Source organism: Paraburkholderia sp. CNPSo 3272 (assembly GCF_024206495.1).
In the GTDB taxonomy this organism is placed as follows: domain Bacteria; phylum Pseudomonadota; class Gammaproteobacteria; order Burkholderiales; family Burkholderiaceae; genus Paraburkholderia.
Genome location: NZ_JAMBPQ010000013.1, coordinates 97,560 through 121,335, shown reverse-complemented (window position 1 = coordinate 121,335; position 23,776 = coordinate 97,560). Strand labels below are relative to the sequence as shown.

19 protein-coding genes are annotated in these 23,776 nt (G+C 65.5%); 8 read left to right on the top strand and 11 right to left on the bottom strand.

Annotated features, from left to right (window positions below; genetic code table 11):
• Window positions 1–244 precede the first annotated feature (244 nt).
• Window positions 245–1,129 carry an oxaloacetate decarboxylase gene (locus tag M3I53_RS18120; protein ID WP_254317261.1) on the top strand — a complete coding sequence of 295 codons (885 nt, stop codon included), beginning with the start codon at window positions 245–247 and terminating at the stop codon, window positions 1,127–1,129.
• Between the two features lie 140 nt (window positions 1,130–1,269).
• Here the strand turns inward: M3I53_RS18120 and M3I53_RS18115 are convergent, their stop codons facing one another.
• Window positions 1,270–2,250: a helix-turn-helix domain-containing GNAT family N-acetyltransferase gene (locus M3I53_RS18115; protein ID WP_254317260.1), complete on the bottom strand. Its 981-nt coding sequence runs from the start codon at window positions 2,248–2,250 to the stop codon at window positions 1,270–1,272.
• Window positions 2,251–2,449: 199 nt separating this feature from the next.
• On the opposite strand from M3I53_RS18115, the gene M3I53_RS18110 reads away from it, so the two are divergent.
• On the top strand, window positions 2,450–4,384 hold the full coding sequence (locus M3I53_RS18110; protein ID WP_254317259.1) for a potassium transporter Kup: 1,935 nt from the start codon (window positions 2,450–2,452) through the stop codon (window positions 4,382–4,384).
• 21 nt (window positions 4,385–4,405) lie between these two features.
• On the opposite strand, the gene M3I53_RS18105 is transcribed toward M3I53_RS18110, so the two are convergent.
• Complete coding sequence (locus M3I53_RS18105) at window positions 4,406–4,960, bottom strand: type 1 glutamine amidotransferase domain-containing protein (RefSeq protein ID WP_254317258.1); 555 nt, start codon at window positions 4,958–4,960, stop codon at window positions 4,406–4,408.
• 222 nt (window positions 4,961–5,182) lie between these two features.
• Here M3I53_RS18105 and M3I53_RS18100 point away from each other — a divergent pair, with 222 nt between their 5' ends.
• On the top strand, window positions 5,183–5,557 hold the full coding sequence (locus M3I53_RS18100; RefSeq protein WP_254317257.1) for a hypothetical protein: 375 nt from the start codon (window positions 5,183–5,185) through the stop codon (window positions 5,555–5,557).
• A 118-nt stretch (window positions 5,558–5,675) separates the two neighbouring features.
• Here the strand turns inward: M3I53_RS18100 and M3I53_RS18095 are convergent, their stop codons facing one another.
• Both M3I53_RS18095 and M3I53_RS18090 read right to left on the bottom strand, forming a co-directional pair.
• Entirely contained in the window at window positions 5,676–6,980 is a 1,305-nt protein-coding gene (locus tag M3I53_RS18095; protein WP_254317256.1) for an MFS transporter, read from the bottom strand.
• Complete coding sequence (locus M3I53_RS18090; RefSeq protein WP_254317255.1) at window positions 6,977–8,167, bottom strand: M20 aminoacylase family protein; 1,191 nt, start codon at window positions 8,165–8,167, stop codon at window positions 6,977–6,979. Before M3I53_RS18090 ends, M3I53_RS18095 begins: the two co-directional genes overlap by 4 nt.
• Window positions 8,168–8,331: 164 nt before the next feature.
• Between M3I53_RS18090 and M3I53_RS18085 the strand changes: the two genes are divergently transcribed.
• A complete protein-coding gene (locus tag M3I53_RS18085) occupies window positions 8,332–9,285 on the top strand; it encodes a LysR family transcriptional regulator (protein WP_254317254.1) in 954 nt (317 codons plus the stop codon).
• Window positions 9,286–9,311: 26 nt separating this feature from the next.
• Here M3I53_RS18085 and M3I53_RS18080 read toward each other — a convergent pair whose 3' ends face one another.
• Window positions 9,312–10,028, bottom strand: a complete 717-nt coding sequence (locus tag M3I53_RS18080) for a GntR family transcriptional regulator (protein ID WP_254317253.1) — start codon at window positions 10,026–10,028, stop codon at window positions 9,312–9,314.
• A 162-nt stretch (window positions 10,029–10,190) separates the two neighbouring features.
• Here M3I53_RS18080 and M3I53_RS18075 point away from each other — a divergent pair, with 162 nt between their 5' ends.
• The 3 genes from M3I53_RS18075 to M3I53_RS18065 all read left to right on the top strand — a co-directional run bounded on the left by M3I53_RS18075 (window position 10,191) and on the right by M3I53_RS18065 (window position 15,860).
• Complete coding sequence (locus tag M3I53_RS18075) at window positions 10,191–11,408, top strand: alanine--glyoxylate aminotransferase family protein (protein ID WP_254317252.1); 1,218 nt, start codon at window positions 10,191–10,193, stop codon at window positions 11,406–11,408.
• Between the two features lie 135 nt (window positions 11,409–11,543).
• The gene (locus M3I53_RS18070) at window positions 11,544–12,830 is read left to right on the top strand and encodes an MFS transporter (RefSeq protein ID WP_254317251.1); all 1,287 of its coding nucleotides are present in this window, start codon (window positions 11,544–11,546) and stop codon (window positions 12,828–12,830) included.
• 6 nt (window positions 12,831–12,836) lie between these two features.
• Window positions 12,837–15,860 (top strand): FAD-binding and (Fe-S)-binding domain-containing protein, encoded by a 3,024-nt coding sequence (locus M3I53_RS18065; RefSeq protein WP_254317250.1) that lies wholly within the window; start codon window positions 12,837–12,839, stop codon window positions 15,858–15,860.
• Here the strand turns inward: M3I53_RS18065 and M3I53_RS18060 are convergent.
• From M3I53_RS18060 to M3I53_RS18050, 3 genes are read right to left on the bottom strand one after another with little or no spacing between them, the layout of a single operon-like run.
• The gene (locus M3I53_RS18060) at window positions 15,857–16,951 is read right to left on the bottom strand and encodes a serine hydrolase (RefSeq protein ID WP_254317249.1); all 1,095 of its coding nucleotides are present in this window, start codon (window positions 16,949–16,951) and stop codon (window positions 15,857–15,859) included. The genes M3I53_RS18065 and M3I53_RS18060 overlap by 4 nt on opposite strands.
• 41 nt (window positions 16,952–16,992) lie before the next feature.
• Window positions 16,993–18,300 (bottom strand): MFS transporter, encoded by a 1,308-nt coding sequence (locus M3I53_RS18055; RefSeq protein ID WP_254317248.1) that lies wholly within the window; start codon window positions 18,298–18,300, stop codon window positions 16,993–16,995.
• A 10-nt stretch (window positions 18,301–18,310) separates the two neighbouring features.
• Window positions 18,311–19,729 (bottom strand): M20 family metallopeptidase, encoded by a 1,419-nt coding sequence (locus tag M3I53_RS18050; RefSeq protein ID WP_254317247.1) that lies wholly within the window; start codon window positions 19,727–19,729, stop codon window positions 18,311–18,313.
• Between the two features lie 134 nt (window positions 19,730–19,863).
• Between M3I53_RS18050 and M3I53_RS18045 the strand changes: the two genes are divergently transcribed.
• Window positions 19,864–20,772, top strand: coding sequence for a LysR family transcriptional regulator (locus M3I53_RS18045; RefSeq protein ID WP_254317246.1), 909 nt, complete (start codon window positions 19,864–19,866; stop codon window positions 20,770–20,772).
• 6 nt (window positions 20,773–20,778) lie between these two features.
• On the opposite strand, the gene M3I53_RS18040 is transcribed toward M3I53_RS18045, so the two are convergent.
• The 3 genes from M3I53_RS18040 to M3I53_RS18030 all read right to left on the bottom strand — a co-directional run bounded on the left by M3I53_RS18040 (window position 20,779) and on the right by M3I53_RS18030 (window position 23,647).
• Window positions 20,779–22,110, bottom strand: coding sequence for a type II toxin-antitoxin system HipA family toxin (locus M3I53_RS18040; RefSeq protein WP_375542547.1), 1,332 nt, complete (start codon window positions 22,108–22,110; stop codon window positions 20,779–20,781).
• Window positions 22,107–22,505, bottom strand: coding sequence for a helix-turn-helix transcriptional regulator (locus M3I53_RS18035; RefSeq protein WP_254317245.1), 399 nt, complete (start codon window positions 22,503–22,505; stop codon window positions 22,107–22,109). The genes M3I53_RS18040 and M3I53_RS18035 overlap by 4 nt, the downstream gene beginning before the upstream one ends.
• Window positions 22,506–22,813: 308 nt before the next feature.
• A complete protein-coding gene (locus M3I53_RS18030; protein ID WP_254317244.1) occupies window positions 22,814–23,647 on the bottom strand; it encodes an NAD(P)-dependent oxidoreductase in 834 nt (277 codons plus the stop codon).
• Window positions 23,648–23,776: the final 129 nt, after the last annotated feature.

Genomic DNA, 23,776 nt, shown 5'->3' with positions numbered 1-23,776 from the left:
AAAGCGTGGCGCGGCCTATGCCGAGCGCGCGGCTGGCGGCGGCACGATTGGCCGGCGTGCGCGGCGGCGCATCGCTCGCTGCGTCGCTCTGCGCGAACTCCGGAAATACAGGGTGCGAAACGCCGGTCGTACGCTGGGGCCGCTAAAGTATTGTTCTGCATGGCTTGCGGCCAGCTTCTGCTGGTTGGCATACATCCTGCAAATGTCTGAGCCTTCTCAAAACCCACTGAACGGAGTTATTGCGATGACCACCTCCACTGCCGCACGCCGTGCCGCGTTCCGCGCCAAAGTCAACGAACGCCGCGGCCTGCTCGTGCCGGGCGCCTTCAACGCCATGAGCGCCCGTGTGATCGAGGACGCCGGCTTCGAAGCGCTCTACCTCACTGGCGCTGGCGTCACCAACATGTCGTTCGGCCTGCCCGATCTCGGCTTCATCGGTTTGAGCGACATTGCCGAGCACACGGCGCGCGTGCGCGACGCCGTCAACCTGCCGCTCATCGTCGACGCGGACACGGGCTTCGGCAATGCGCTCAACGTGCGCCAGACCGTGCGTACGCTCGAGCGCAGCGGCGCCGATGCGATCCAGTTCGAAGACCAGGTGATGCCGAAGAAGTGCGGCCACTTCGCCAACAAGGAAGTGATCGGCGCGAGCGAGATGGCGGGCAAGATCCGCGCGGCCGTGGACGCGCGCGAAGACGGCAATCTGCTCATCATGGCGCGCACCGATGCCGCCGCCGTGCACGGCATCGAAGACGCGATTGCGCGCGGCCACGCGTTCATCGAGGCGGGCGCGGACATTCTCTTTATCGAAGCCACGGAAAAGCTCGAAGACATCGAATGCCTGCCCAAACTCATCGATGCACCACAGCTCATCAACATCGTAATTGGCGGCAAGACGCCGGTGCAGTCGCGCGAAGCGCTGGCGGCCCTTGGCTACGCGCTGGTGCTGTACGCGAACGCGGCGCTGCAGGGCGCAGTGGTCGGCATGCAGCGTGCTCTCGGGCAATTGCGCGCAAACGGCCGGCTCGACGAAGACGCGACGATCGTCGCGCCGTTCGCCGAGCGTCAGCGCCTCGTCAACAAGCCGCTCTTCGACCGGCTCGATCGCGAGTACGCACCGAAGGACTGAACGCCCCACTCGACCACGCTGTTTTCCGTACCGCTCTTCACGGCGTTCAGCCATACGCGCGATCCACTGGTGGCGTTCCTGCTTTCGTTCGCCGCCCTCGTGATGCCTGGCGGCTTCGCCTCGGTGCACATGCGTGCGAGTCAACCGGCGCGGCGCCGCACGAAGCGCTGCTCCGTTACGCTCGTGCCCCACTGGTGGCCTTCGGACTCTTCCGCGACGTGAAAGCCGAACGACTCGTATAAGTGCCGTGCGGCGTCCAGGCCCTTGAACGTCCACAGGTAGGTCTCGGCGTAGTGTGCATCGACGAACTGCATCGCGTTCGTCATCAACCGCCGCCCGATGCCGGTGCCGCGCAGTGAGTCGTCCACGATGAACCAGCGCAGGTGGGCGACGCCTGCGTTGCCGCACTCGTTCCCGTCGATGGCAAGCGAAGCCAATACGCGATCGCGTTCCACCGCGAGCCAGAGCGCCTTGCCAACCGCTGGCAACGCGCCGGCGAAGTCGGCGAGTTCCGTCGCCACCTTCTTCTCGAAGTACGAGCCGAAGCCCCAGTTCGCCGCGTAGAACCGCGCGTGCAGGCTCGCAATGTCGCCAATGCAGCCGGGCCGGTAGCCTTCGACGATCTGCACCCCCGCCGCCGGCGCCGTTGCGCTGGTCTCGTTGGGATTGTCGTGCGCGAGCGCGTCGGCGTAGAGCGAGAGCGCTCGCACGAGCGTCTGCTGGTCGGCAGGAACGAGCTTGCGCAGCGCGTTGGAAACCTGATCCGTGGCGAAGCGGTCGATCTTCGCGCGCAGCTTCTGGCCTGCCGCGCTCAGGGTCAGCTCGGAAGAGCGCGCGTCATCGTCGGCGGTCTTGCGTTTGACGAGACCGGCCGCTTCGAGCCGCGCGACCTGCCGGCTCGTGTTCGACTTGTCGAGCCGCAGGATGTCGCCGAGCGCCCTCGCGTTGATGCCCGGCTGCGCGCCGATCTCGATGATGGCGTGCACGGCGGACGGGGCGAGATCGCTGTCGGCGAGCGTCGCGCGCATGAAGCCCAGCTCGCGCACGAGCCGCCGCGAGAACTCGCGCAGTTCGAGGATGGTCGTCTCGCGGGGCTGCGCGGGCACGTCGACAAAATCCATGATGGTCTCCGTTACGGTCTTCACGGTATTTAGGCTAATGGTTGCGACTCGCAACCATCTGGGCTCAATATAGACGCGCCCGACGGATAAGGCAAGTTCCCAACGCCGACGGCAAATTGCCGATCGACCCCTGACTCGCGCAGGTTCGAGTGGAACGCCAATTGCGAGAGGGCAAAACCTCCACGAACGCCGCGCAGCCATGCTCAAGGAACGCCTGGACCCGCACGCAAACGCGCCGAAAGAGCAGGCGCGCAAGCAGGACGACGACGCTGGCCAGCGCGCACTGGTGCTCGGCTCGCTCGGCGTCGTGTTCGGCGACATCGGCACGAGCCCGATCTACGCGCTGCGCGAAGCCGTGCAGACGGCGCATTCGACGGCCCAGCCCGTGGTGATGGGCGTGCTTTCCATGATCCTGTGGGCGGTGCTGATCGTGGTGGTGCTCAAGTACGCCATTTTCGTCATGCGCGCCGACAACGAAGGCGAGGGCGGCATCGTCGCGCTCACGGCGCTCGTGCGGGCGGGGTTCGCGAAGGCGGGGCGGCCCGCGCCGCGTCTGCTCGTGCTCGCGGGTCTCGTCGGCGCGGCGATGTTTTACGGCGACTCGATGATCACGCCCGCCATTTCGGTGCTTTCCGCGGTAGAAGGGCTCAAGGAAATCAATCCCGCATTCGACAGCGCCGTGCTGCCGGTTTCATTGGCGATTCTAGTGGCGCTCTTCCTGTTCCAGTCGCGCGGCACCGCCATGGTCGGGCGCACGTTCGGGCCGGTCATGGCGCTCTGGTTCTTGAGCCTCGGCGCGGTGGGCGTTTATCACATCGTGCTCTATCCGGCGATTCTCGCCGCGGCATCGCCGGTCTGGGCCGTGCGGCTCGCGTTCGCGCATCCGGGGCTCGCGTTCGGCGTGCTCGCTGCCGTAATTCTTGCGTTGACGGGCGCCGAGGCGCTCTACGCCGACATCGGCCACTTCGGCACGCGCTCCATTCGTATTGCGTTCTTTTGCGTCGTGCTGCCCGCGATCGTCGCGGGTTATTTCGGCCAGGCCGCGACCGTGCTGTTCGAGCCGGGCGGCGCCAGCCAGCCGTTCTTTCGCTCGGTGCCGCATTGGGCGCTCATTCCGGCGGTCGGCATCGCCATGCTTGCCACCATCATCGCTTCCCAAGCGGTGATCTCGGGCGCTTTTTCAATGACGAGCCAGGCCATCGAACTAGGCTTCCTGCCGCGCATGCGTACGATCGAAACCTCGAGCACGCGGCGCGGCCAGATCTACGTTCCGGCAGTCAACGCGGGATTGCTCGTGGCCGTGGTGTTTCTCGTGCTGTTCTTTCGCAGCTCCGAGCGGCTCACGTCCGCGTATGGCCTCGCCGTGGCCGTGACGATGGTGACCACCTCGATGCAGATGCTGTCGGTGTGCCGCGAAGTATGGGGCTGGCCGCGCGTCGCCACATGGCTCGCATGCGTGCCCCTGCTGATCGTGGACGGCATGCTGCTCGCCGCGAGCCTGCCGAAAATTCCCACCGGTGGCTGGTTCCCGGTTTCCGTGGGCGCATTGCTGTTCATCACGATGAGTACCTGGAACCGGGGCCGCGAACTGGAGGCGCGCCATGCGGCACGCGGCGAATCAGTGGACGCCTTTTTGCGCGGTGTCTGCACTGCCGATCCGAAGCCGCCTCGAGTGCCGGGCACGGCCGTGTATCCGGGCAACGTACCCGGCATGACGCCGGCCGCGCTCGCGAGCAACGTGCGTCACAATCACGTCTTGCATCGTACGGTGATCGTGTTCGCCAACGTTGCGGAGTCCGCGCCACAGGCGGACGATGAAACCCGCATCGAAGCTCGCGACCTCGGCGCGGGATGCTGGGAGATCGTCGCGCATCATGGCTTTGTGGAGCGGCCCAATCTGCCGCGCCTGTTGGCATCGCTGCAAGGCAGGCTGGGCGACTGGCGTTTCGACCCGCAACAGACCACCTTCTATTTGCCGCGCGACGAGGTGCTGCGCGAGCAAGCCCAGCAGGACGTGAGCCGCTGGCGTGCGCGGCTCTTCGCGTTCATGTCGCATCACTGCACATCGAGCGCAGAGTACTACGGTCTGACTCCCGCGCACGTGGTCGAGTTGGGCGTGCAGGTGGCGCTATGAGCATGACGCCGGCCAGCGCTGTCATGCCGTGCCTGCCGCCGCCGACAGGGTGGAAATTATTTCGGCGTTGAAGGCAGGTATATCGTCGGGCTTGCGGCTCGTGATGAAGTTGCCGTCGTGGACCATGGTCTCGTCGACCCACTTGCCGCCCGCATTGCGGATATCGTCCTGCAGCGAGGGCCAGCTCGTCATGGTGTGTCCCTTGACGATACCAGCCGAGACCGGCAGCCAACCACCATGGCAGATCACGGCAATCGTCTTGTGCGCGTCGTTGGCCGCACGCACGAACGCCTGCGCCTCCGGGATGAGGCGGATGGCGTCCGAGTTCACCACGCCGCCGGGCAATACGACCGCGTCGTAGTCATCCGCCTTCACGCTGCCGAAAGTGCGGTCCACCTTGATCTTGCTGCCCTTGTCGACGTGACGAAAGCCCTGAATTTCGCCGCTTTTCTGCGATATCACGTCCACGTGCGCCCCCGCTTCCTTTAATGCGCGGCGCGGCTCGGTAAGTTCGACTTCCTCGAATCCGTCCATGGCAAGGATTGCGACCTTGCAGTTGTCGAGCATGTTGGCCATTGCGATTTCCTCCTTGATTGAGACCGTCTGAGACCGTTTGCAACCAATCTCAACTGTAGCAAGGCGGATGCCGCGCGGCGCGTGAAACCTCTAATCAGAGCAAACGGCGCGCAGCCGGGTTCGACTCTGCGGCGGCATGGCGCTTGCGGAACAACAGCCAGGCGTGGTGCGCCGCCGGTTCGCCACGTAGCAGTTCCATCCACAATCCTCAAGGAGAGCGAAATGAATGGATCGATCAAACAATTGCTGGCTGGGGTGATCATCGCAACGTGTTCGGCAGCCGCGCTCGCGCAGGGCGCAGGCGGGGGAGCCGGCGGTGGAGCCGGTGGCGCCGGCGGGGGTAGCAATGGCGTAGGCGCGGGCGGCGGCACGACGGGCGCGGCGGGCATCAATACGGCGCGTCCGCCGGGCAGCACCGCAGGCACCCGTTATAACAATAGCGGCTATGGCGCGCCCGGCACTACAGCGACCGGCGGCGGCCAGGGAACCGGGACTGGCGCGGCGCCTGCGCCTGCCACGGGAACCCCCCAGAGCATGCCGTATAACAACGACAATGGTAATGGCGGGATGAGCACTCAGCCTGGCGGCAGCCAATAACGGCGGGGTATGTAGTCAAACTAACTATCGAAGAAGAATCGGGGTGTAGTGCGAAGGGCGGGCGACGCACCCAGCGTCGCCCGCCCTTTTTTAGGGCTGCATCTTTTCAGGCGAGCGGTCAGTCGATCTGCTTGTTGCCGGTTTCCTCGAACATTGAAACGGCAATGAGCGAAATCAGCACGCAGCCGATCATGTACCACGCGGGCGCCATCTTGTTGCCCGTCACATGGATGAGCCAGCCGGCCACGAGCTGAGCCGTGCCGCCGAACACCGACACCGCAATCGCGTAGGCGCTCGACATATAGCCAGCGCGCAGATGTTTCGGAAAGTTTTCCGGCATCAGCGCGTAAGCGGGCGCAGAGCCCATCGTATAGCAGAGCATGAGCACGACGAGCGCGGCGAGCACGACCGGCAGCGACGGAAAGTGCGTCATGAGCCAGAACGCCGGATAGAGCAGCAGGATCAACGCGACGCGCCCGATCACCGTGAGCGGCTTGCGGCGGCCCATGCGGTCCGACCACGCGCCGTAGATCGGGCACATCACGAGCGAGATCGTGCTGGACGCCACGCCCGCGAGGATCGACATTTTGGGCGGCAGTCCCAGGTACTGGATGCAGTAGGTCGGCATGTAGTACATCATCACGTAGGTCGAAACCGACATGCCCATGATCGCGAAGATCGTGAGAAACCAGTTGCGCACATACACGCCGCGCTTCGGGTCGTCGCGGTCCGCGACTACGCGCTGCGCCGGCGGCTCCTCGCGAATGTGCCGGCGCAGATAGATGCCGACCGGCGCGATGAGCGTGCCGAGCAGGAACGGAATGCGCCAGCCCCAGCTATGCATCGTTTCCGCAGAGAGCAGAAAGCCGAGGCTCGCCGCGAGGCCCGAGCCGAGCAGCGCTGCCGCGCCCTGGCTCGCGAGTTGCCAGCTCGCGCGAAAACCGCGGCTTGCCTGTCCGCCCATTTCGAGGAGGGTGGCGGTTGCCGCGCCGAACTCGCCGCCTTGGGCGAACCCCTGCACGAGGCGGGCGACGACGATCAGGAGCGGGGCGGCCAGGCCGATCTGCGCATAGGTGGGTGCAAGACCGATGGACGCGGAACCCACCGCCATCAGCAGGATAGTGAGCGTGAGCGCCGGCTTGCGGCCCGCCCGGTCCGCGTAGCGGCCGAGCACGATGCCGCCGAGCGGGCGCATCACGAAGCCCACGGCGAACACCGCGAACGCGAGCAAGAGCGACGTGACCTGGCTGTCGGCCGGGAAGAACTGATGGCCGATCGTGAGCGCGAAATAGCTATAGACCGTGAAGTCGAAGAATTCGAGCAGGTTGCCGATCACCGCCGCGAGAACGATCTTGCGCTGGTAGCCCGGCGAGAGCGGCGCTTCTTCGGCTGTTTCCAGAAGCGGTTCCGTGGCGGCGTTCATGCACGCTCCTTGCTGAGGAAGCGTTCGACGAGGCGCGTCCAGAACGCGGCGCCAATGGTCAGGTTCTCGTCGTTGAAGTCGTAGCGTGCGTTGTGCAGCATCGGCCGGCCTTCGCCATTGCCAAGGCGCACGAAACAACCGGGCCGCTGCTGCAGGTAGTACGCGAAATCCTCGCTGCCGGCGATCGGCGGGAATGGCGCGATGACGTGCTCCGGCCCGACCAGTTCCTCGGCGACCTGACGTGCGAATTCGGTTTCGGCTTCGCTGTTGATGAGCACCGGATAGCCGCGGATGAATTCGATGTCCACCGTCGCGCCGTAGCTTTGCGCCTGCGCTTGCACGAGGGCGCGGATGCGTGCCTCGAGCGTCGCGCGCACCTCGGGCGAGAACGAGCGCACGCTCAATTCGAGCACGGCGTCTTCGGGAATCACGTTGGGCGCGTGGCCCGAACGGAACGCGCCGACGGTCACGACCGCGGCTTCGTTTGGATCGACGTTGCGCGACACCACCGACTGCAAGGCCATCACGATGCTGCTGCCCACGAGCACCGGGTCGACGGCCAGATGGGGGCGCGCCGCATGGCCGCCCTTGCCGTGAACACGTAGCTTGACCGTGTCGCACGCGGCCATGAGCGGGCCGGCGCGAAAGCCGAAGGTGCCGATGGGCACGCCCGGATGGTTGTGCAGCCCGAAGATGGCTTCGCAGGGGAAGCGCTCGAACAGGCCGTCGGCGATCATGCGCTGGGCGCCGCTGTCCGAACCGGCTTCTTCGGCGGGCTGGAAAATCAGGTGGACGGTGCCGTCGAAATTGCGCGTTTTCGCGAGCTGGCGCGCCGCGCCGAGCAGCACGGTGGTGTGGCCGTCGTGGCCGCACGCGTGCATCTTGCCCGCGTGGATGCTTGCGTAATCGAGGCCGGTCAGCTCCTGGATCGGCAGGGCGTCCATGTCGGCGCGCACCCCTACGGTGCGCGTGCTCGTGCCCGCCTTGAGCGCCGCCACGACGCCGTGGCCGCCCACGCGGCGCGTGACGTCGTAGCCCCAGGACTCGAGCTTGTCGGCGACGAAGCGCGACGTGTCGGCCTCCTCGTACGACAGCTCGGGGTGCTTGTGGAGGTGATGACGGATTTCGTCGAGTTCCGATCGGGCTTCGGCCAGGTCGGCGACTTCGCAGTAGTGGTGCTCGCTCACGGGGACTCCCCTTATTGGAATGGGTTTTGGGCAAAAGCCAAAGGCCGAGTATTGCATCGACGAAAAACTCGACCCATGACGGAAAAGCATCGAAAATGTTGACTTGAAGTCAACAGTCGATTGTCGCGCCGCAGCAAGACGACGCGCGCGGAAGGAGCGATGCAGTGCGGGGAAAGGCAGATCGGGAAGAGGTGGCGCGAGGCGTGATCGACGATATCGGCGAGCGGCCGTTGCGCTATCTGGCCGAAATCGCGGCCGCAGGCGGCGTGCGCATGGCCGCCGAGGCATTGGGCATCAACGCCTCGGTCATCAGCCGGCAGGTGGCGGCGCTGGAGCGGCGACTGCGCTTTCCGTTGATCGAGCGGCGCGGGCGCAGCGTGGCCGTGACCGAGATCGGTCAGGTGCTCGTGGACCACTATCGCGACGGGCAGCGCCGCCAGCGCGATCTGGCCGCGCGCCTCGAAGAGTACCGGCACCTAAGGCGCGGTCGCGTGGCGCTGGGCGTGGGCGAGGGTTTCATCGGCAATCTGATAGCGCGGGCGTTGCAGCGTTTTTCGATGACGTACCCGGACATCCTCGTGGAGATCCGCTCGGGGCCGACGCCGGTCGTACTCTCGCTCGTGCGCGACGACGTCGTCGATATCGGCCTGTGCACGCGCACGTCCGACGACCCTGCCATGCGCATTCATCCCTTCGCCTCGCGGCCGCTCTGCGCGCTCGTCGCGCCCTCGCACCGCTTTGCGAAGCTGCAGAAGGTGGCGCCCGCCGAACTCGCCAGCGAGCGCCTGATCTTCATGACCGAGTCGTTCGGTGTGCAGCACTTCGTGCAGTCGCTGTTCGACGACGCGCGTTTGAACGTGATGCCGGCTTATCGCGTCGATCTGTTCAACACGGCGCAGACGCTCGCGGCCGCCGGGCTGGGCGTGGCGTTCATGTCGTCGATTACGGCGCGCCGGGGCATCGATCTGGGCGAACTGGTGGCCGTGCCGATCGATCATCCGATCGCGGCGGGCTTTTCGAGCCAGATGGTCACGCGCGTGGGCCGCAGGCTCTCGCCCGCGGCCGATCACCTGAGGAAGCAGCTTGCGCAGAGTTTTTTGGAGTCGACGGCGAAGTAGTCGAAAGGCGTGGCGCGCGCAACGAATCAGTTGCCGGCGTCCTGCACCGGCGGCGTATCCCCAATCCTCAGCACCGCATCGCGTTTGGCGAGCAAATGCTGCCGCAGTATCGCGGCGAGCCGCTTTCCGTCGCGCGCATCGAGCGCCTCCAGCATTTCGCCATGCTCGTGGATCGCGCGATCCCACTTGGGGGTTTCGAAGTTCGAGCGAAACCGCAGCGCCTGCAAACGGCGATTCACCGCGATATACGTTTGCCGCAGCGCCGAGTTGCGCGCCGCTTCGTTGATCTTGTCGTGAATCGCCTGATTGCGGCCGTAGTAGCCGGCCAGATCGTTCTGCGCGCGGCAGGCGAGCATGGCGTAGTGCAGCGCCTTGATCTCGGCGATCTCAGCCGCGGTGATCCGCTCGCACGCCAGCTCGCCTGAAAACGCTTCGAGCCCGCTCATGAGTTCGAAGGTCTCGCGCAGTTCCGCCTCCGACATCTTCGAGACCGAGGCGCCGCGATTCGGCGAAATCTCGATCAGCCCTTCGGAGGCGAGCACCTTCAGCGCCTCGCGAAGCGGCGTGCGCGAAATCCCCAGCGTTTCGCACAGCTCGCGTTCGTTGAGCTTGCGCCCGGCCTCGAGCATGCCTTCCACGATGAAGCGCCGTAGATGGTCGACGACGGTGTCATGGAGTTGCTGGCGCGGAACAGGCGGCAGCTCCGGGCTGATCGCAGTGGGGTTCAGGTTTGGATTTTGCATGCAAAAGGCATTTCCATCGGTTTCCAGCGAATTCTAGCCCAAGGAAAGGACCCCAAAGGAGCTAGCTGATACTGGGGTAAACCATGTTGGAATTCTCTCTTTGCGGAGGAGCTGGCTGGATTATAGTTTTTTGAATGCAAAATTCAAAACAGGAGCGATTGCATGTTGAAGCTCGATTTCCATCCCGCTGGTCGCCACTTCCTGCAGATTCCCGGGCCGAGCCCGGTGCCCGATCGCATCCTGCGCGCGATGAGCTATCCGACCATCGACCATCGCGGCCCCGAGTTCGGCGTGCTCGGGCTCAAGGTGCTGGACGGCATCAAGAAAATCTTCAAGACGCAGCAGCCGGTGGTGATCTACCCGGCCTCCGGCACCGGCGCGTGGGAAGCCGCGCTCACCAACACGCTGAGCCCCGGCGACACGGTGCTGATGTTTGAGACGGGCCATTTCGCGACGTTGTGGAAGCAAATGGCCGAACGCCTGGGCCTGAAGCCGGAATTTCTCGGCCTGCCCGGCATCGAGGGCTGGCGGCGCGGCGTGCAGGCCGACATGATCGAAAAGCGTCTGCGAGAGGACGCGCAGCACGCCATCAAGGCGGTTTGCGTGGTGCATAACGAGACCTCGACCGGCGTGACCTCGGACATCGCTGCGGTGCGCCGCGCGATCGACGCCGCCGGCCACCCGGCGCTGCTGCTCGTGGACACGATTTCCGGTCTCGCCAGCGCCGACTATCGCCACGACGAATGGGGCGTGGACGTGACCGTCTCCGGCTCGCAGAAGGGTCTCATGCTGCCGCCGGGCATCAGCTTCAACGCCGTGTCGGCGAAGGCGCTGGCGGCGAGCGAGCATGCGAAGCTGCCGCGCAGCTTCTGGGGCTGGGCTGAGATCATCGAGATGAACAAGAGCGGGTACTGGCCGTACACGCCCAACACGAACCTGCTCTACGGCCTTTCCGAAGCGCTCGACATGCTGCAGGACGAAGGGCTCGACAACGTGTTCGCGCGGCATCAGCGGCTAGGCGAGGCGTGCCGGCGCGCCGTGCGCGCGTGGGGCCTCGAGATCCAGTGCGCCGATCCCGCCGTCTACAGTCCCGTGCTCACGGGCGTGATGACGCCCGAAGGCGTGGATGCGGATGCCGTGCGCAAGATCATCTACGAGCGCTTCGATCTGTCGCTCGGCACGGGACTCGGCAAGGTCAAGGGGCGCATGTTCCGCATCGGGCATCTTGGCGACTGCAACGACCTCACGCTGCTGGCGGCATTGGCGGGCTGCGAGATGGGTCTGCGCATCGCAGGCGTGCCCTTGAAGGACAGCGGCTTGCCCGCCGCGATGGAATATCTCGCGGCGCAACCCAACCTGGTGTCGCTGAAAGCCGCCTGAAACAAGCGTTTTTTCACATGCCGCGCAGGGGCGCGGCCTGCGAGGCCGATTCCGGGTGATGCAAGGTCGTTCCCATGCCGGGCGCCACTTCGAGAAGGGCGATGCGGCCGATAGAACCAGCAGTGGAGACTGACGATGAAACGGTATCGATTGACGAGCGCGAGCAGCATCGTGCTGATCATGCTCTGCATCATGTACTTCATCACCTACCTCGACCGTGTGAACGTGAGCACGGCGGCGGCGGGCTTCGGCAAGGAATTCCAGCTCTCGCATACCGAAGTGGGACTGGTTTTCTCGGCGTTTGCGTATCCGTATTTGCTGTTTCAGATCATCGGCGGCTGGGTGAGCGACCGCTTCGGCGCGCGCCGCACGCTGCTTTTCTGCGGCGCGCTGTGGGGCGTGGCGACGATTCTCACGGGCATGGCGGGCGGCCTCGTCACGCTGCTCGCCGCGCGCCTGTTGCTCGGCTTCGGCGAGGGCGCGACGTTTCCCGCCTCGACATCGGCCATGTCGCGCTGGGTCGCGAAAGAACGGCGCGGCTTCGCGCAGGGCATCACACACTCCGCCTCGCGCATCGGCAACGCGGTGGCGCCCGCGGTGGTCGTGCTGGTGATGGCGCGCTACGGCTGGCGCGAATCGTTCTTCGTGTGCGGCGCGCTCAGCCTGCTGTGGGTGGTGGTGTGGGCATTCACCTTCACCGAACATCCGAAGGATCACCCGCGCATCACCGAGGCCGAACTCGCGATCCTGCCGCCGCCCAAGCCGCGCGCGACGGGCCTGCCATGGATGGCGCTCTTCAAGCGCATGATTCCGGTGACGATCGTCTACTTCTGCTACGGCTGGACGCTGTGGCTTTTCCTTAGCTGGATCCCGCAATACTTCCTGCACAACTATCACCTGCAGTTGGGCAAGTCGGCGATCTTCGCCTCGGTGGTGTTCCTCGCGGGCGTGGTGGGCGACACGCTCGGCGGCCTCGTGACCGACTGGCTCTTTCAGCGCACGGGTAATCTCAAGCGCGCGCGCAGCTGGATGGTTTCCGTGTGCATGCTGATCACACTGATCGTTCTCGTGCCGCTGATGTTCGTGCACGACCCTGTCATTTCCATGGCGTGCCTCGCGGCGGGTTTCTTCTTCGCCGAAATGACGATCGGGCCGATGTGGGCGATTCCCATGGATATCGCCCCGGAGTTCTCGGGCACGGCGAGCGGCATGATGAACACGGGCTCGGCGCTGGCCGCGATCATCTCGCCCGTGGTCGGCGGTTTTCTGATCGACCGCTTCGGCAACTGGGACCTGCCGTTCGTGGGCAGCATGATACTGATGGGGTGCGGCGTGATTCTCGCGTTCCGCATGCAGCCCGACAGCCGCTTCGAGCTGGGCAAGAAGGCTGACGAACCGGCGGGTTCACATCAAGGAGTGTGAACGGCGATGGAAGGCGCACGCACATCGGGCATGCTGGTCAAGCCGGTTCATCTCGTTCCCTCGAGCGCGGGCCACGGCTCGCCGCTCGCGCGGCGTCTGCGTGAAGCACTGCGCGGCGACGTGTTATTCGACGCCGCGAGCCGCGGCCGTTACGCAGCCGACGCCTCGATCTATCAGATCGTGCCCATCGGCGTGGTCGTGCCGCGCGATCAGGACGATTTGCGCGCCGCGCTCGAAGTGGCGCGCCTCGCGCATGCTCCGGTGCTGGCGCGCGGCGCTGGGACGAGCCAGTGCGGGCAGACGGTGGGCGAAGCGCTCGTGATCGACACGTCGAAGTGGCTCAACAACATCGTCGATTTCGACGCCGATGCGCGCACGGTGACGGTCGAACCGGGCGTCGTGCTCGATCATCTGAATGCGTGGCTCAAGCCGCACGGGTTGTGGTTTCCCGTGGATGTTTCGACGGCCGCGCAGTGCACGATTGGCGGCATGGCGGGCAACAACTCGTGCGGCTCGCGTTCGATCGAATACGGCAACATGGTGCACAACGTGCTCGGCATCGATGCGATTCTCGCGGATGGCACCGAAGCGCGCTTCCAGTCGCTGAACAAGCCGCACGAAGGCGCGCGGCTGGCGGCGCTGCTCGAAGGCGTGCAGCGCATCGCCACGCGCGAGCGCGGCGAGATCGCCGAACGCATGCCGAAGGTGCTGCGCCGCGTGGCCGGCTACAACATCGACCTGTTCGATTGCCAGAACCCGCTCGCCTATACCGACGACGGCGTGGCGAATCTCGCGCACCTGCTCGTGGGCTCCGAAGGCACGCTCGCGTTCAGCCGGCAGATCACGCTGAAGCTCGCGCCGCTGCCAGCGCATAAAACGGTGGGCGTAGTGAGCTTTCCCACCTTCCGGCAGGCGATGGACTCGGCGCAGCACATCGTCAAGCTCAAGCCGACGGCGGTCGAGCTGGTCGATCGCACGATGATCGAGCTTGCGCTCGGCAATCCGGGGTTCAAGCCGGTGATCGAGAAGGCGCTCGTGGGCAGGCCCGATGCGATCCTGCTGGTCGAATTCGCGGGCGACGAGCGCGACGCCCAGGTGCGCCGCCTCGAAGAACTGGTCGAGCTGATGGGCGATCACGGCCTGCCGGACTCGGTCGTGAAGATGACCGATGCGAACGAGCAAAAGGCGCTGTGGGAAGTGCGCAAAGCGGGCTTGAACATCATGATGAGCATGAAGGGCGACGGCAAGCCCGTCTCGTTCATCGAGGACTGCGCCGTGCCGCTCGAACATCTCGCGGAGTATACGAGCCGCCTGACCGACATCTTCCATCAGCATGGCACCGAAGGCACGTGGTATGCGCACGCGAGCGTCGGCACGCTGCACGTGCGGCCGATACTCGACATGCGCCGCGACGGCGCGAAAAAAATGCGCGCGATAGGGGAGCAGGCTGCGGAACTGGTGCGCGAGTACAAGGGCGCGTTTTCGGGCGAGCATGGCGACGGTCTGTGCCGCGGCGAATGGATTGCCTGGCAGTACGGACCGAAGATCAACGCGGCTTTCTCGGAAATCAAGCAGCTGTTCGATCCCGAGAACCGCCTCAATCCCGACAAGATAGTGCGGCCGCCGAAGATGGACGACGCGACGCTGTTCCGCTTCGCGCCGGGATATCGCGAGCGCCAGATGCGCCCGATGCTCGACTGGTCGGCGTGGGACGTGGGCCGCGATCCGCTAACGGGTGTAGAAACGCCGCCCGGCAGCGGCGACGACCTGACCGGCGGCCTCGCGAAGGCCGTGGAGATGTGCAACAACAACGGCCACTGCCGCAAGTTCGACGCGGGCACGATGTGCCCGAGCTACCGCGTGACGAAAGACGAGAAGCACGTGACGCGTGGCCGCGCGAACACGCTTCGGCTCGCGATCTCTGGCCAGTTGGGCGACGACGGACTCGCAAGCGACGACGTCAAGGACACGCTCGACCTGTGCGTATCGTGCAAGGGCTGCAAGCGCGACTGTCCGACCGGCGTGGACATGGCGAAGCTGAAAATCGAGGCGCGCGCTGCATGGAATACGAAGCACGGTCTGAAGCTGCGCGAGAAGATGATTGCCTATTTGCCGCGCTATGCGCGACGCGCGGCGCAAGCCGGCGGCCTTGCGGCGGCAGCCGAGCGTATCCCCGTGGTCTCCGCGTGGGCAAAGCGCATGCTCGGCTTCGCGCCGCAACGCTCGCTGCCGCAGTTGCGGCCTTCGTTCCTTGCGGAGGTTGCGGCCGCAAAGCCCGACGCAGCCGCGGCAACGAAGGAAGTGGTGCTCTTCGTTGACACCTTCACCGACAACTTCGAGCCCGAAAACGCCCGCGCCGCGCAACGCGTGCTCGAAGCGGCCGGCTATTTCGTGCACTTCAATGTGCGCGGCGAAGAACGCCCGCTCTGCTGCGGCCGCACGTTCCTCGCAGCGGGACTGGTGGACGAGGCGAAGCGCGAGGTGCGGCGCCTGCTCGATACGCTCATGCCGTTCGTGGCGCGCGGCGTGTCGATCGTCGGGCTCGAACCTTCTTGTCTGCTCTCGATGCGCGACGAATTCCTGCAATACGGCTACGGCGACGAAGCGCGCGACTTGTCGGCCGCGGCGTTCCTGTTCGAGGAATTCCTCGTGCGCGAGAAGGGCGCGGGCCGCTTCGATCTGCCGTTGCACGAACTCGATGCGCCGCGCGCGTGGGTGCACGGCCACTGCCACCAGAAAGCATTCGATGCCTTCCGGCCTGTGCTCACAGTGCTGGGCTGGATTCCGGGCCTGGAGGTGAAGCCGATCGAATCGTCATGCTGCGGGATGGCGGGCAGCTTCGGCTACGAAGCGGAGCACTACGAAGCGTCGATGGCGATGGCCGAGCTGGCGCTGTTGCCCGCCGTGCGCAAGGCGGATCGCGCCGATCTCGTCGTGGCGGATGGCACGAGTTGCCGCCACCAGATCCACGACGGCGCAAACGCCACGGCGCTGCACGTGGCGCGGGTGCTGGAAATGGCGATGCGCTAGGTCGCCAGCGTGCCCGTGCCCTGGCGCGCGCGCACGGCATCCACAGCGTGCAGCATCTTGCCGAAGAACGCATCGGCGAATTGTGAATCGAGCCAGCGCACGATCAGCGCGATCTTGCGCTCGGGCTCGATCCACATGAACGAGCTGCCCGCGCCGACGCCAAACCAGCTCGACGCGGTCACACTCGGGAACATGCGGCGGGCCGTGTTGAGCCAGACCAGCGAGCCGTAGAACGGCGCGAGCGGGCAGGGCGTGCGCATGCGCGCGATCCATTCGCTCGAGAGCACGCGGCGGCCCGAGGCGACGCCATCGTCGAGCAGCATTTGCGCGACCTTCAACTGGTCGTTTGCGCTCACCGACATGCCGCCGCCCCAATGCGAGCCGCCCGGCACCGACTGCACGCGTCTGCCGCCCTGGTCGATCCATGCGTCGTCGTAACCGACCCATTGCCAGTTCTCGCTCGCGCCGACGGGCCGCATGATCGTCTCGCGAAATACTTCGGGTAACGAACGACCGAACAGACGCAGGAGCGCGAGCGAAAGCTGATTGATGCGCACGTCGTTGTATTCCCAATATGTGCCGGGCGCGCGTAACGGGCGCAAGTCGCCTTTTTTCCCGTCGGGCGGCTCGCCGAACGTGACGGCGCGATAGTGATCGGCCTGATCGGAAAGGCCGAAGCAATTGCCTTGCCATTCGCTCGTCTGTTGCAGCAGGTGCGTCCACGTGACCTGCGCATTGTGGTCGTCGTCGAAGCCGATGCCGGGCACGCGTATGTGGACGGGCTCGTCGGGATCGGGCAGCAAACCGCGGTCGTGCGCCACGCCCGCGAGCAGCGCGAGATACGTCTTCGCGATGCTGAAGGTCAGATCGGGCCGATCGGGCGCGCCCCATTGCGCGAGCGGGCGCCCGTTCACGGCGACGGCGCCGGACACCGGGCCGCGATCGTGAATGGGGCCAAGCAGGCGGTTCCACGGCGGCGGGTCGTTCACGTGCACGCCGAAGTTGCCATCGGCGTTACGGTCCCATGCCGATTCGTGATCGACGGAAAACTGAATGGCGTCCTGAACTTCCTGCGGCAAATCGTGTTGCATACGTGCGTGCTTCCGGTTGGTGTTCTTGTACGGGGGTTGGTTCAGCGGGCGTCGAGACCCACCCGCGCCCAGATCAGCGTAGCCAGGCTCAATACGGCCGCGAACATCAGCCAGAGCCCCGGCGCGAGATTGTTGCCCGTCACCGCAATGAGCGAGGCCACGGCCAGCGGCGTGAAGCCGCCGAACACGGTCGTGCCGACGTTATAGGCGAGCGCCATGCCCGTGGTGCGCGTGCGCGCGGGGAAGAAGCCTGCCATGAGCGCCGGAATCGGGGCGAAGTAGGTGACCTTCAGCACCGCGATCCAGACGACGGCCGCCAGCAGCGAGGGCAGCGAAGGATGGGCGTTGACGAACATGAACGCCGGATAGACGGTGAGCAGGAACAACACGCCCGCCACGAGCATGATGCGGGTGCGGCCTACCTTGTCCGACCAGTGGCCCACGATCGGCGTTAGCACGATGGCGATCAGGCCGGCCACGAGCGTGGCGATGAAGCCCGACGAAGGTGCGAGGCCGAGCTGCCGCGCAGCATACGTCGGCATGTAGAGCAGCACGTATTGAGCGGACGTAGTCAGGATCAACACGCCGATCGATGCAATCACGCGCGCCTTCTGCGTGGCGAACAGTTCGCGCACGGGCGACTCGGCTTTTTCGATACGCTCGAATTCGGGCGTTTCGTCCATGCGTCTGCGGATATAGAGGCCGACAGGACCAATCAGCACACCGAACAGGAACGGAATGCGCCAGCCCCAGCCTTCGAGCTGCGGCTGCGTGAGCACCCCCGTGAGCGCCGCGCCGAACAAGGAGACGAGCAACGTGCTCGCGCCCTGGCTCGAGAACTGCCAGCTCGACATGAAACCGCTGCGCTGCGGCGCGTGCTCGATCAGGAAGGCGGTGGAACTGCCGAACTCGCCGCCTGCCGAAAAGCCCTGCAAAAGACGCGAAGCAAAAATGCCGATGGGCGCTAGTATGCCGATCGTCGCGTAGGTGGGCATCAGCGCGACCATGCCGGTGCCGATCGTCATCATCGCAATCGAGAGCGTGAGCGAGGCCTTGCGGCCCTTGCGGTCGCTGTACGAGCCGAGCACGAGCGCGCCGACCGGCCGCGCGAGGTACGAGAGCGCGAATGTGCCGAGCGTGAGCAGCAGCGACATCGTTGCGTTATGAACGGGGAAGAAGAGCTTGGAGAGCGTCGAGGCGAAGTAGCCGTACGCCAGCAGGTCGTAGAACTCGAGTGCGTTGCCGATCGAAGTCGCGACGATGAGCCGCGAGACGTTCTTGCCTGAAGTGCCTTGAGCGGGCTCTGACCAGGTATCGCTGCCGTGCGCGCGTAGGGATTCGATGCTCATTGGGACGTCCTCATGCAAGCGTGGTGGGATGCGGTGCGGGGTTGGAAGCGCCGGCCTCTCTTGCACCGAGGTCCCAGAAGAGGCCAGCCATGATGCGCAGCCCATCGCGCACGACCGGTCCGAGCAGGTGCTCGTTCGGCGCGTGCTGCGAGCAGCCCGGATACGAATGCGGCACCCACAGCGTGGGCATGCCGAGCACCTCGGCGAATACGTCGTTGGGCAGCGTGCCGCCGAGGTTCGGCAGCAGCACGGGGTCGGCTCCCGTGGTCTCGCGCAGCGAGCGCAGCGCCCACTGCACCCAGGCGTTGTCGGGATCGACACGCGTGGCCGGTGCTCCGCGCTCCACTTCGAGTTCGATCATGTCGAAGCCGTGCGCGTCGAGGTGCGCGCGCACGATTCGTTCGAGGTCCTGCCAGTTCGTGCCGACGACGAAGCGGATCTGCATATACGCGATGGCGTGCGGGGGAATCGCGTTCACGGGCTTTTCGGGGTTGCCCGTGCGGAACGCGAGCACTTCCAGATTGTTCCAGCCGAACACGCGCTCGGTGGGCGTGAGGCCCGGCTCGCCGTAGTCGCGATCGACCTCGGGCTCGCCCGGATTGCCGCCCACGCGAATATCGGCGAGCGCGCGGCGCACGGATTCCGGAATCGGCGGCGGGCGCAGGCCATCGACGAGGATCTTGCCGTGCGCATCGACCATCGAGGCGATCGCGTTCGCGAGCACGACGCCCGGATTTCGCAGCAGGCCGCCCCAGTTGCCCGAATGATGGCCGCCTTCGCGCAGCGTGAGTTCGAGCTTGAAATTGACGAGGCCGCGCGAGCCGAGAAAGATCGTCGGACGGTGCGCGCTAAGGCGCGGTCCGTCGGAGGCGATCAGCACGTCGGCGGCGAGTTCGTCGCGCAACTGCGTGCACAGTTCGTGCAGGCCCGGCGAGCCGACTTCCTCGCCCGTTTCGAACAGCAGCTTGAGGTTGAAGCCGAGGTTGCCGCCGCGCGCGTCGAGCACGGCCTCGAGCGCCGCTAGGTTGATGCTGTGCTGGCCTTTGTTGTCGGCGGTGCCGCGGCCGTACCAGCGCTCGCCGTCGACGGTCACGTCCCATGGCGTGAGGTCCGCACGCCATTGCGCGTCGTAGCCGCGTACGACGTCGCCGTGGCCGTAGCTGAGCACGGTGGGCAGCGCATCGTCTTCGTGGCGGTGCGCAATCAGGAACGGGCCCGCGCCGTTGGAGGGGTTCTCGACGACCCGGCAGGTAAAACCCCATTGGGTGAGCAGCGGCGCGAGTTCCTCGTCCAGATAGCCGCGCAAACGGCCGCCGCTTTCCGGCTCCTGGCTCTCGGTGCGAAACGCCACGCGGCGGCGCAGATCGTTCAGGAAGCGGCCTGACTCGTATTGAGCGGCTGCGATTTGAATGGCGGTGTCACGGGTCAACGCGCGTCTCCCTCTGTTCGATGCTGTCTGATGCCGTCGACCGATCCTGCAACCGCCGATATTTCTGCACAATTACAATATTTGTGATTTATCTTTGCCGAAACGGCAAAGCGGACGAGACCGCGCTCATCGACATGGACAACACCGCACTCCGCTATTTTCTGGAAGTGGCCCGCAGCGGCTCGCTGAGCAAGGCGTCCGAGCGGCTTTATGTCGCCGTTTCGGCGCTCAGCCGCCAGATCGCCCGGCTCGAAGAAGAACTGGGCACGCCGTTATTCGAACGGCGCCCGCGCGGCATGGTGCTGAGCGAGGCGGGCCGCATGCTGGCCGAGCACGCGCGGCGCAGCCTGCTCGAAACGGAGCGCGTGGTCGGCGAGATTCGCGGGCTGAGCGAGGGCGGCCGCGCGACCATCCGTATTGCGAGTTCCGAAGGCCTCGCGCCGGATTTTCTGCCACAGGTATTTGCTCACTTTCTCCGGAGCCATCCGCAAACGCACTTTCAGCTGGACGTGTCGGCGCCTTCTGTTGCAACGCAACGCGTGCGCGAGGGAACGGCCGATATCGCGCTGTGCTTCAGCGTCGCGCCCGAGAAGGAGATTGCCGTGCACTGTTCGCAGCGCGCGCCGATCTTCGCGCTCATGCGGCGCGATCATCCGCTGGCGGCGCGCGAGTCGCTGTCGCTGCGCGATCTGATTCCGTGGCCGGTAGCGATGAACAGCCAGGGCGTGACGATTCGCCAGCTCCTCGACATCGCGTGCAGCCTCGAAGGGCTGATCTTCGAGCCGGTGTTCGTCAGCAACTATCATGTGGCGTTGCAACGATTCGTACGCCTGACCGACGCCGTGACGTTCACCGGTTTTCTGACCGTGCGCGGCCGTCTGGAGGTGGAGGGGCTGGCCGCCGTGCCGCTCACGAACCCGGAGCTGCATCAGCGCACGCTGCAGATCCAGACGATGGCGGGCCGAACGCTGCCGCAGACCATGCAGGCCTTTCTCGACCTGCTCACGCGCGCGATCGACGACGACGAGCTTGCGTGCGGCTGATTTCGCCTACGCGGTAAGCCGCGCGGCGAGCCGGCGCATGCCGGCGAAAATGGCGTCGGCTACATCGGCGGGAAAGCCGGCGGGGATCTGCGCCGCGACGGCTTCGATCACGCGCGGCGTTTGCGCTGCCACCTGCGCGAGCATCGCTTCGACATCCGCCGCGGAGAATCCCACGCGCTGGCCTTGCGCGATCCAGTGGCGCGGATAGATTTCCTCGACGCGATAGTGCCGGTTGCGTCCGCGCACGGCCATCGCGAGGCTCACGCGTTGCGGCGCAATATGATTGCGGCCCCGGCCAACGATCGGATGCGCGCTGAGCACGTCGTAGAGCGGCGTGGCGGCGTACCGGCTGCCGGGCAGCAGCGCAATGCTGTAGTTCTTCGCGTGGCCGTCCGTGGCCGCGAGCAGCCAGAAGATGACCTGCGTGACGAAGAAGTTGCGGCGGTCGGCCATGGCCTGCGCGGAGCCGTCCAGCACCTGCATGATCGCGTCGATGCCGGGGCCGCCGTCGGCTTCGTATTTGGCGAGGCCGGACGTGCCCGTGGCCTGGCACAGATCCTCCTGCGGCAGGCGCACGATCCATCTGGCGTCGCTCGCAAGACGCCGGTCGAAGCGTTCCACGACCAGCGCCTTCGCGTCCTCGAATTGCGCGATTTCGCATGGCGCGACGGGCAAACCGTAGCCCGCGACGATTTGCGTGCACAGCCACTCGTTTTCCACGGATGTGCGCATGTCGGCGCGCATGTTGCCGACGAGGCCGAGCGGCAGCTTCAGGATGTGCGTTGTCGGCGTGCTGCCCTGCGGAAGCAGCCATTGGCCGCCATGCCGCAGCAGCGCGGTCTTTTCCTGCGCCCCGGCGATCGACAACCGCAGGCTGTCCACGGCTTCGTGCTCGCCCGCATGCGGCGTGGCGGTGGTTTCGCGCAGCAGTTGCGCGATGTCGCCTTCGCTCAGGGCGCGCCCCTTGATGCTTTTCAGGCCGGCGGGGGCTTCGCCCGCGGGAAGAATCTGCAGCGCGCCCACACAATCGCGGCCGAGCGCAGCAAGCAACTCGAACGGCGAGATGCCGCCGGTCTGGTAGCGCGCGGCGATGCGTCTGCGGATGCGGTCGCTGTCCGGCAGCAGATTGTCGAAATAGTCCGCGACGATCTGGCCGCGGTAGGGCTGGTTGCCGGGCGTGAACGGCAGCGAGAGGGAAAGAGGGCGGCCTTGCTCGTCGTCGAGCCAGCTGTCGAGGTAGATGAGGCGTTCGTTGCCGCGCACGTTCTCCCAGTAGCCCACCGGGAGGCCGTTCATCCACAGGTCGAGCCGGTTGGGCAGGCGGGGGCGTGCGCTCACCAGTTCTCCCTCGGCTTGCGGCGGCCGGCGGACTGGCGCTGCGGCGCTGGGGCCGCTGGCGTAGTGCGGGTGCGTTTGCGCGCGGCCGCGGGCTTGGCCGCGCTCGACATCTTGGCCGCGGCTGCGGGGGTTCTGGCCGGACGCGGAGCGGCTTTCTCCGCGACCGGCGCGGCCTTCGCTTCGGGTGCGCCGAGCTTGATTTCGACGTCGACGAGCCGCAAGACCCGCACGAGCCGCTCGACGCTCGCCGCTTCGGGATTCGCCTCGAACGCGGCATAGCTCTGCTGCGAGATGCCGAGCCGCGCGGCGATGTCTTTCTGGGTGAGGCCGGCCTTCTTGCGGAAGCCGACGAGAATCGGGCGCAGCTGGCTCAGGGTCTTGAGAGGGTAGTCCACGGCAACTCCGGGCGGCGAAATGCCGATGCAGACGGCCGAAGCGAACGGAAACTCGCGGCGCAGTCAAATACAGTCTAAACCCTGTAAAGTAAAAATACAAATCACAGACTGTAATTCACAAATACAGCCTGCGGATTGTATCCGCTACCGGGCGAGGGCGAGGGCGAGGGCGAGATCTGCTGTGGGCGCGCGACGCAGGTGAATGTGCAACTAACCGTCAATCGCCGCAACGATCCCGCCCCAGCCGCTTCGCGGCCAAGGCGTCTGCCCCCATGCGTCTCAGTGGCTTCCTATTATCAGGACTCCAATCAGAGTTCGGCGCCTTGCATCGGCTCGCCAATCACGAACGGTCCGCCCTGATACTGCTGCGCAGCGTCGGCGGGCTCGGCGTTCGGCGCAGTAGCCGGGAAGCGCTCGGCGTACGCCGCCGAGCTGTCGCGCGGCCGGTAGCCCAGGAAACCCGCCTTGCCGTTGTCCCACCAGCTCGCCGGGTTGGCCGATACGCCATAGACGATCGCATGACCCACGCGGTGGGTGAACAGCGAGCAGCGCACGAGTTCGATGAAGTCGCGATAGCTCAGGAAGGTGACGAGCATGCGAGCGTTCTTAGGTTCTTCGAACGACGAACCGATGCGCAGACAGACCGTCTCCATGCCGAAGCGATCGAAGTAATAGCGCGACAGCGATTCGCCGAAGCATTTCGTCACGCCGTACAGGCTGTCCGGCCGGTGCGCGGCGTCGGTATCGAGCACGCTCGTCACGGGATGAAAACCCGTGACGTGATTGGAACTGGCGTAGACGATGCGCTTGACGCCGTGCTTGCGCGCGGCTTCATAGAGGTTGTACGTGCCGCGAATGTTGGCTTCGAGCAGATCGTCGAACGGCGCGTCGATGGAGATGCCGCCCAGGTGCACGATCGCATCCACGCCTTCCACAAGTTGCATGACCGCCTCGCGATCCGAGAGGTCGACGCGGCGCGTTTCCGCGTGCGCCGCCGCCTCGCCCAACTCCGTGATGTCGCTGACGCGAACGATGTCGGCCCAGTTCGCGAGCGCGCCGCGCAACTGACGGCCCAGATTGCCGCCCGCGCCAGTAAGAAGAAGGCGGCCGAACGGTTTTGCTGCAAGTGAGTGTTGCGACATCAGGGCTCCCTGGGAATTATTTTTAATATTGAAAGCGTGAGGAAAACGTTTTCCGAATATAGCCATCGGAAGTCACAGCGTCAATGGAGGATTACCTGCGACGAACACCGGGGTTCGCCCCAGGTCCGT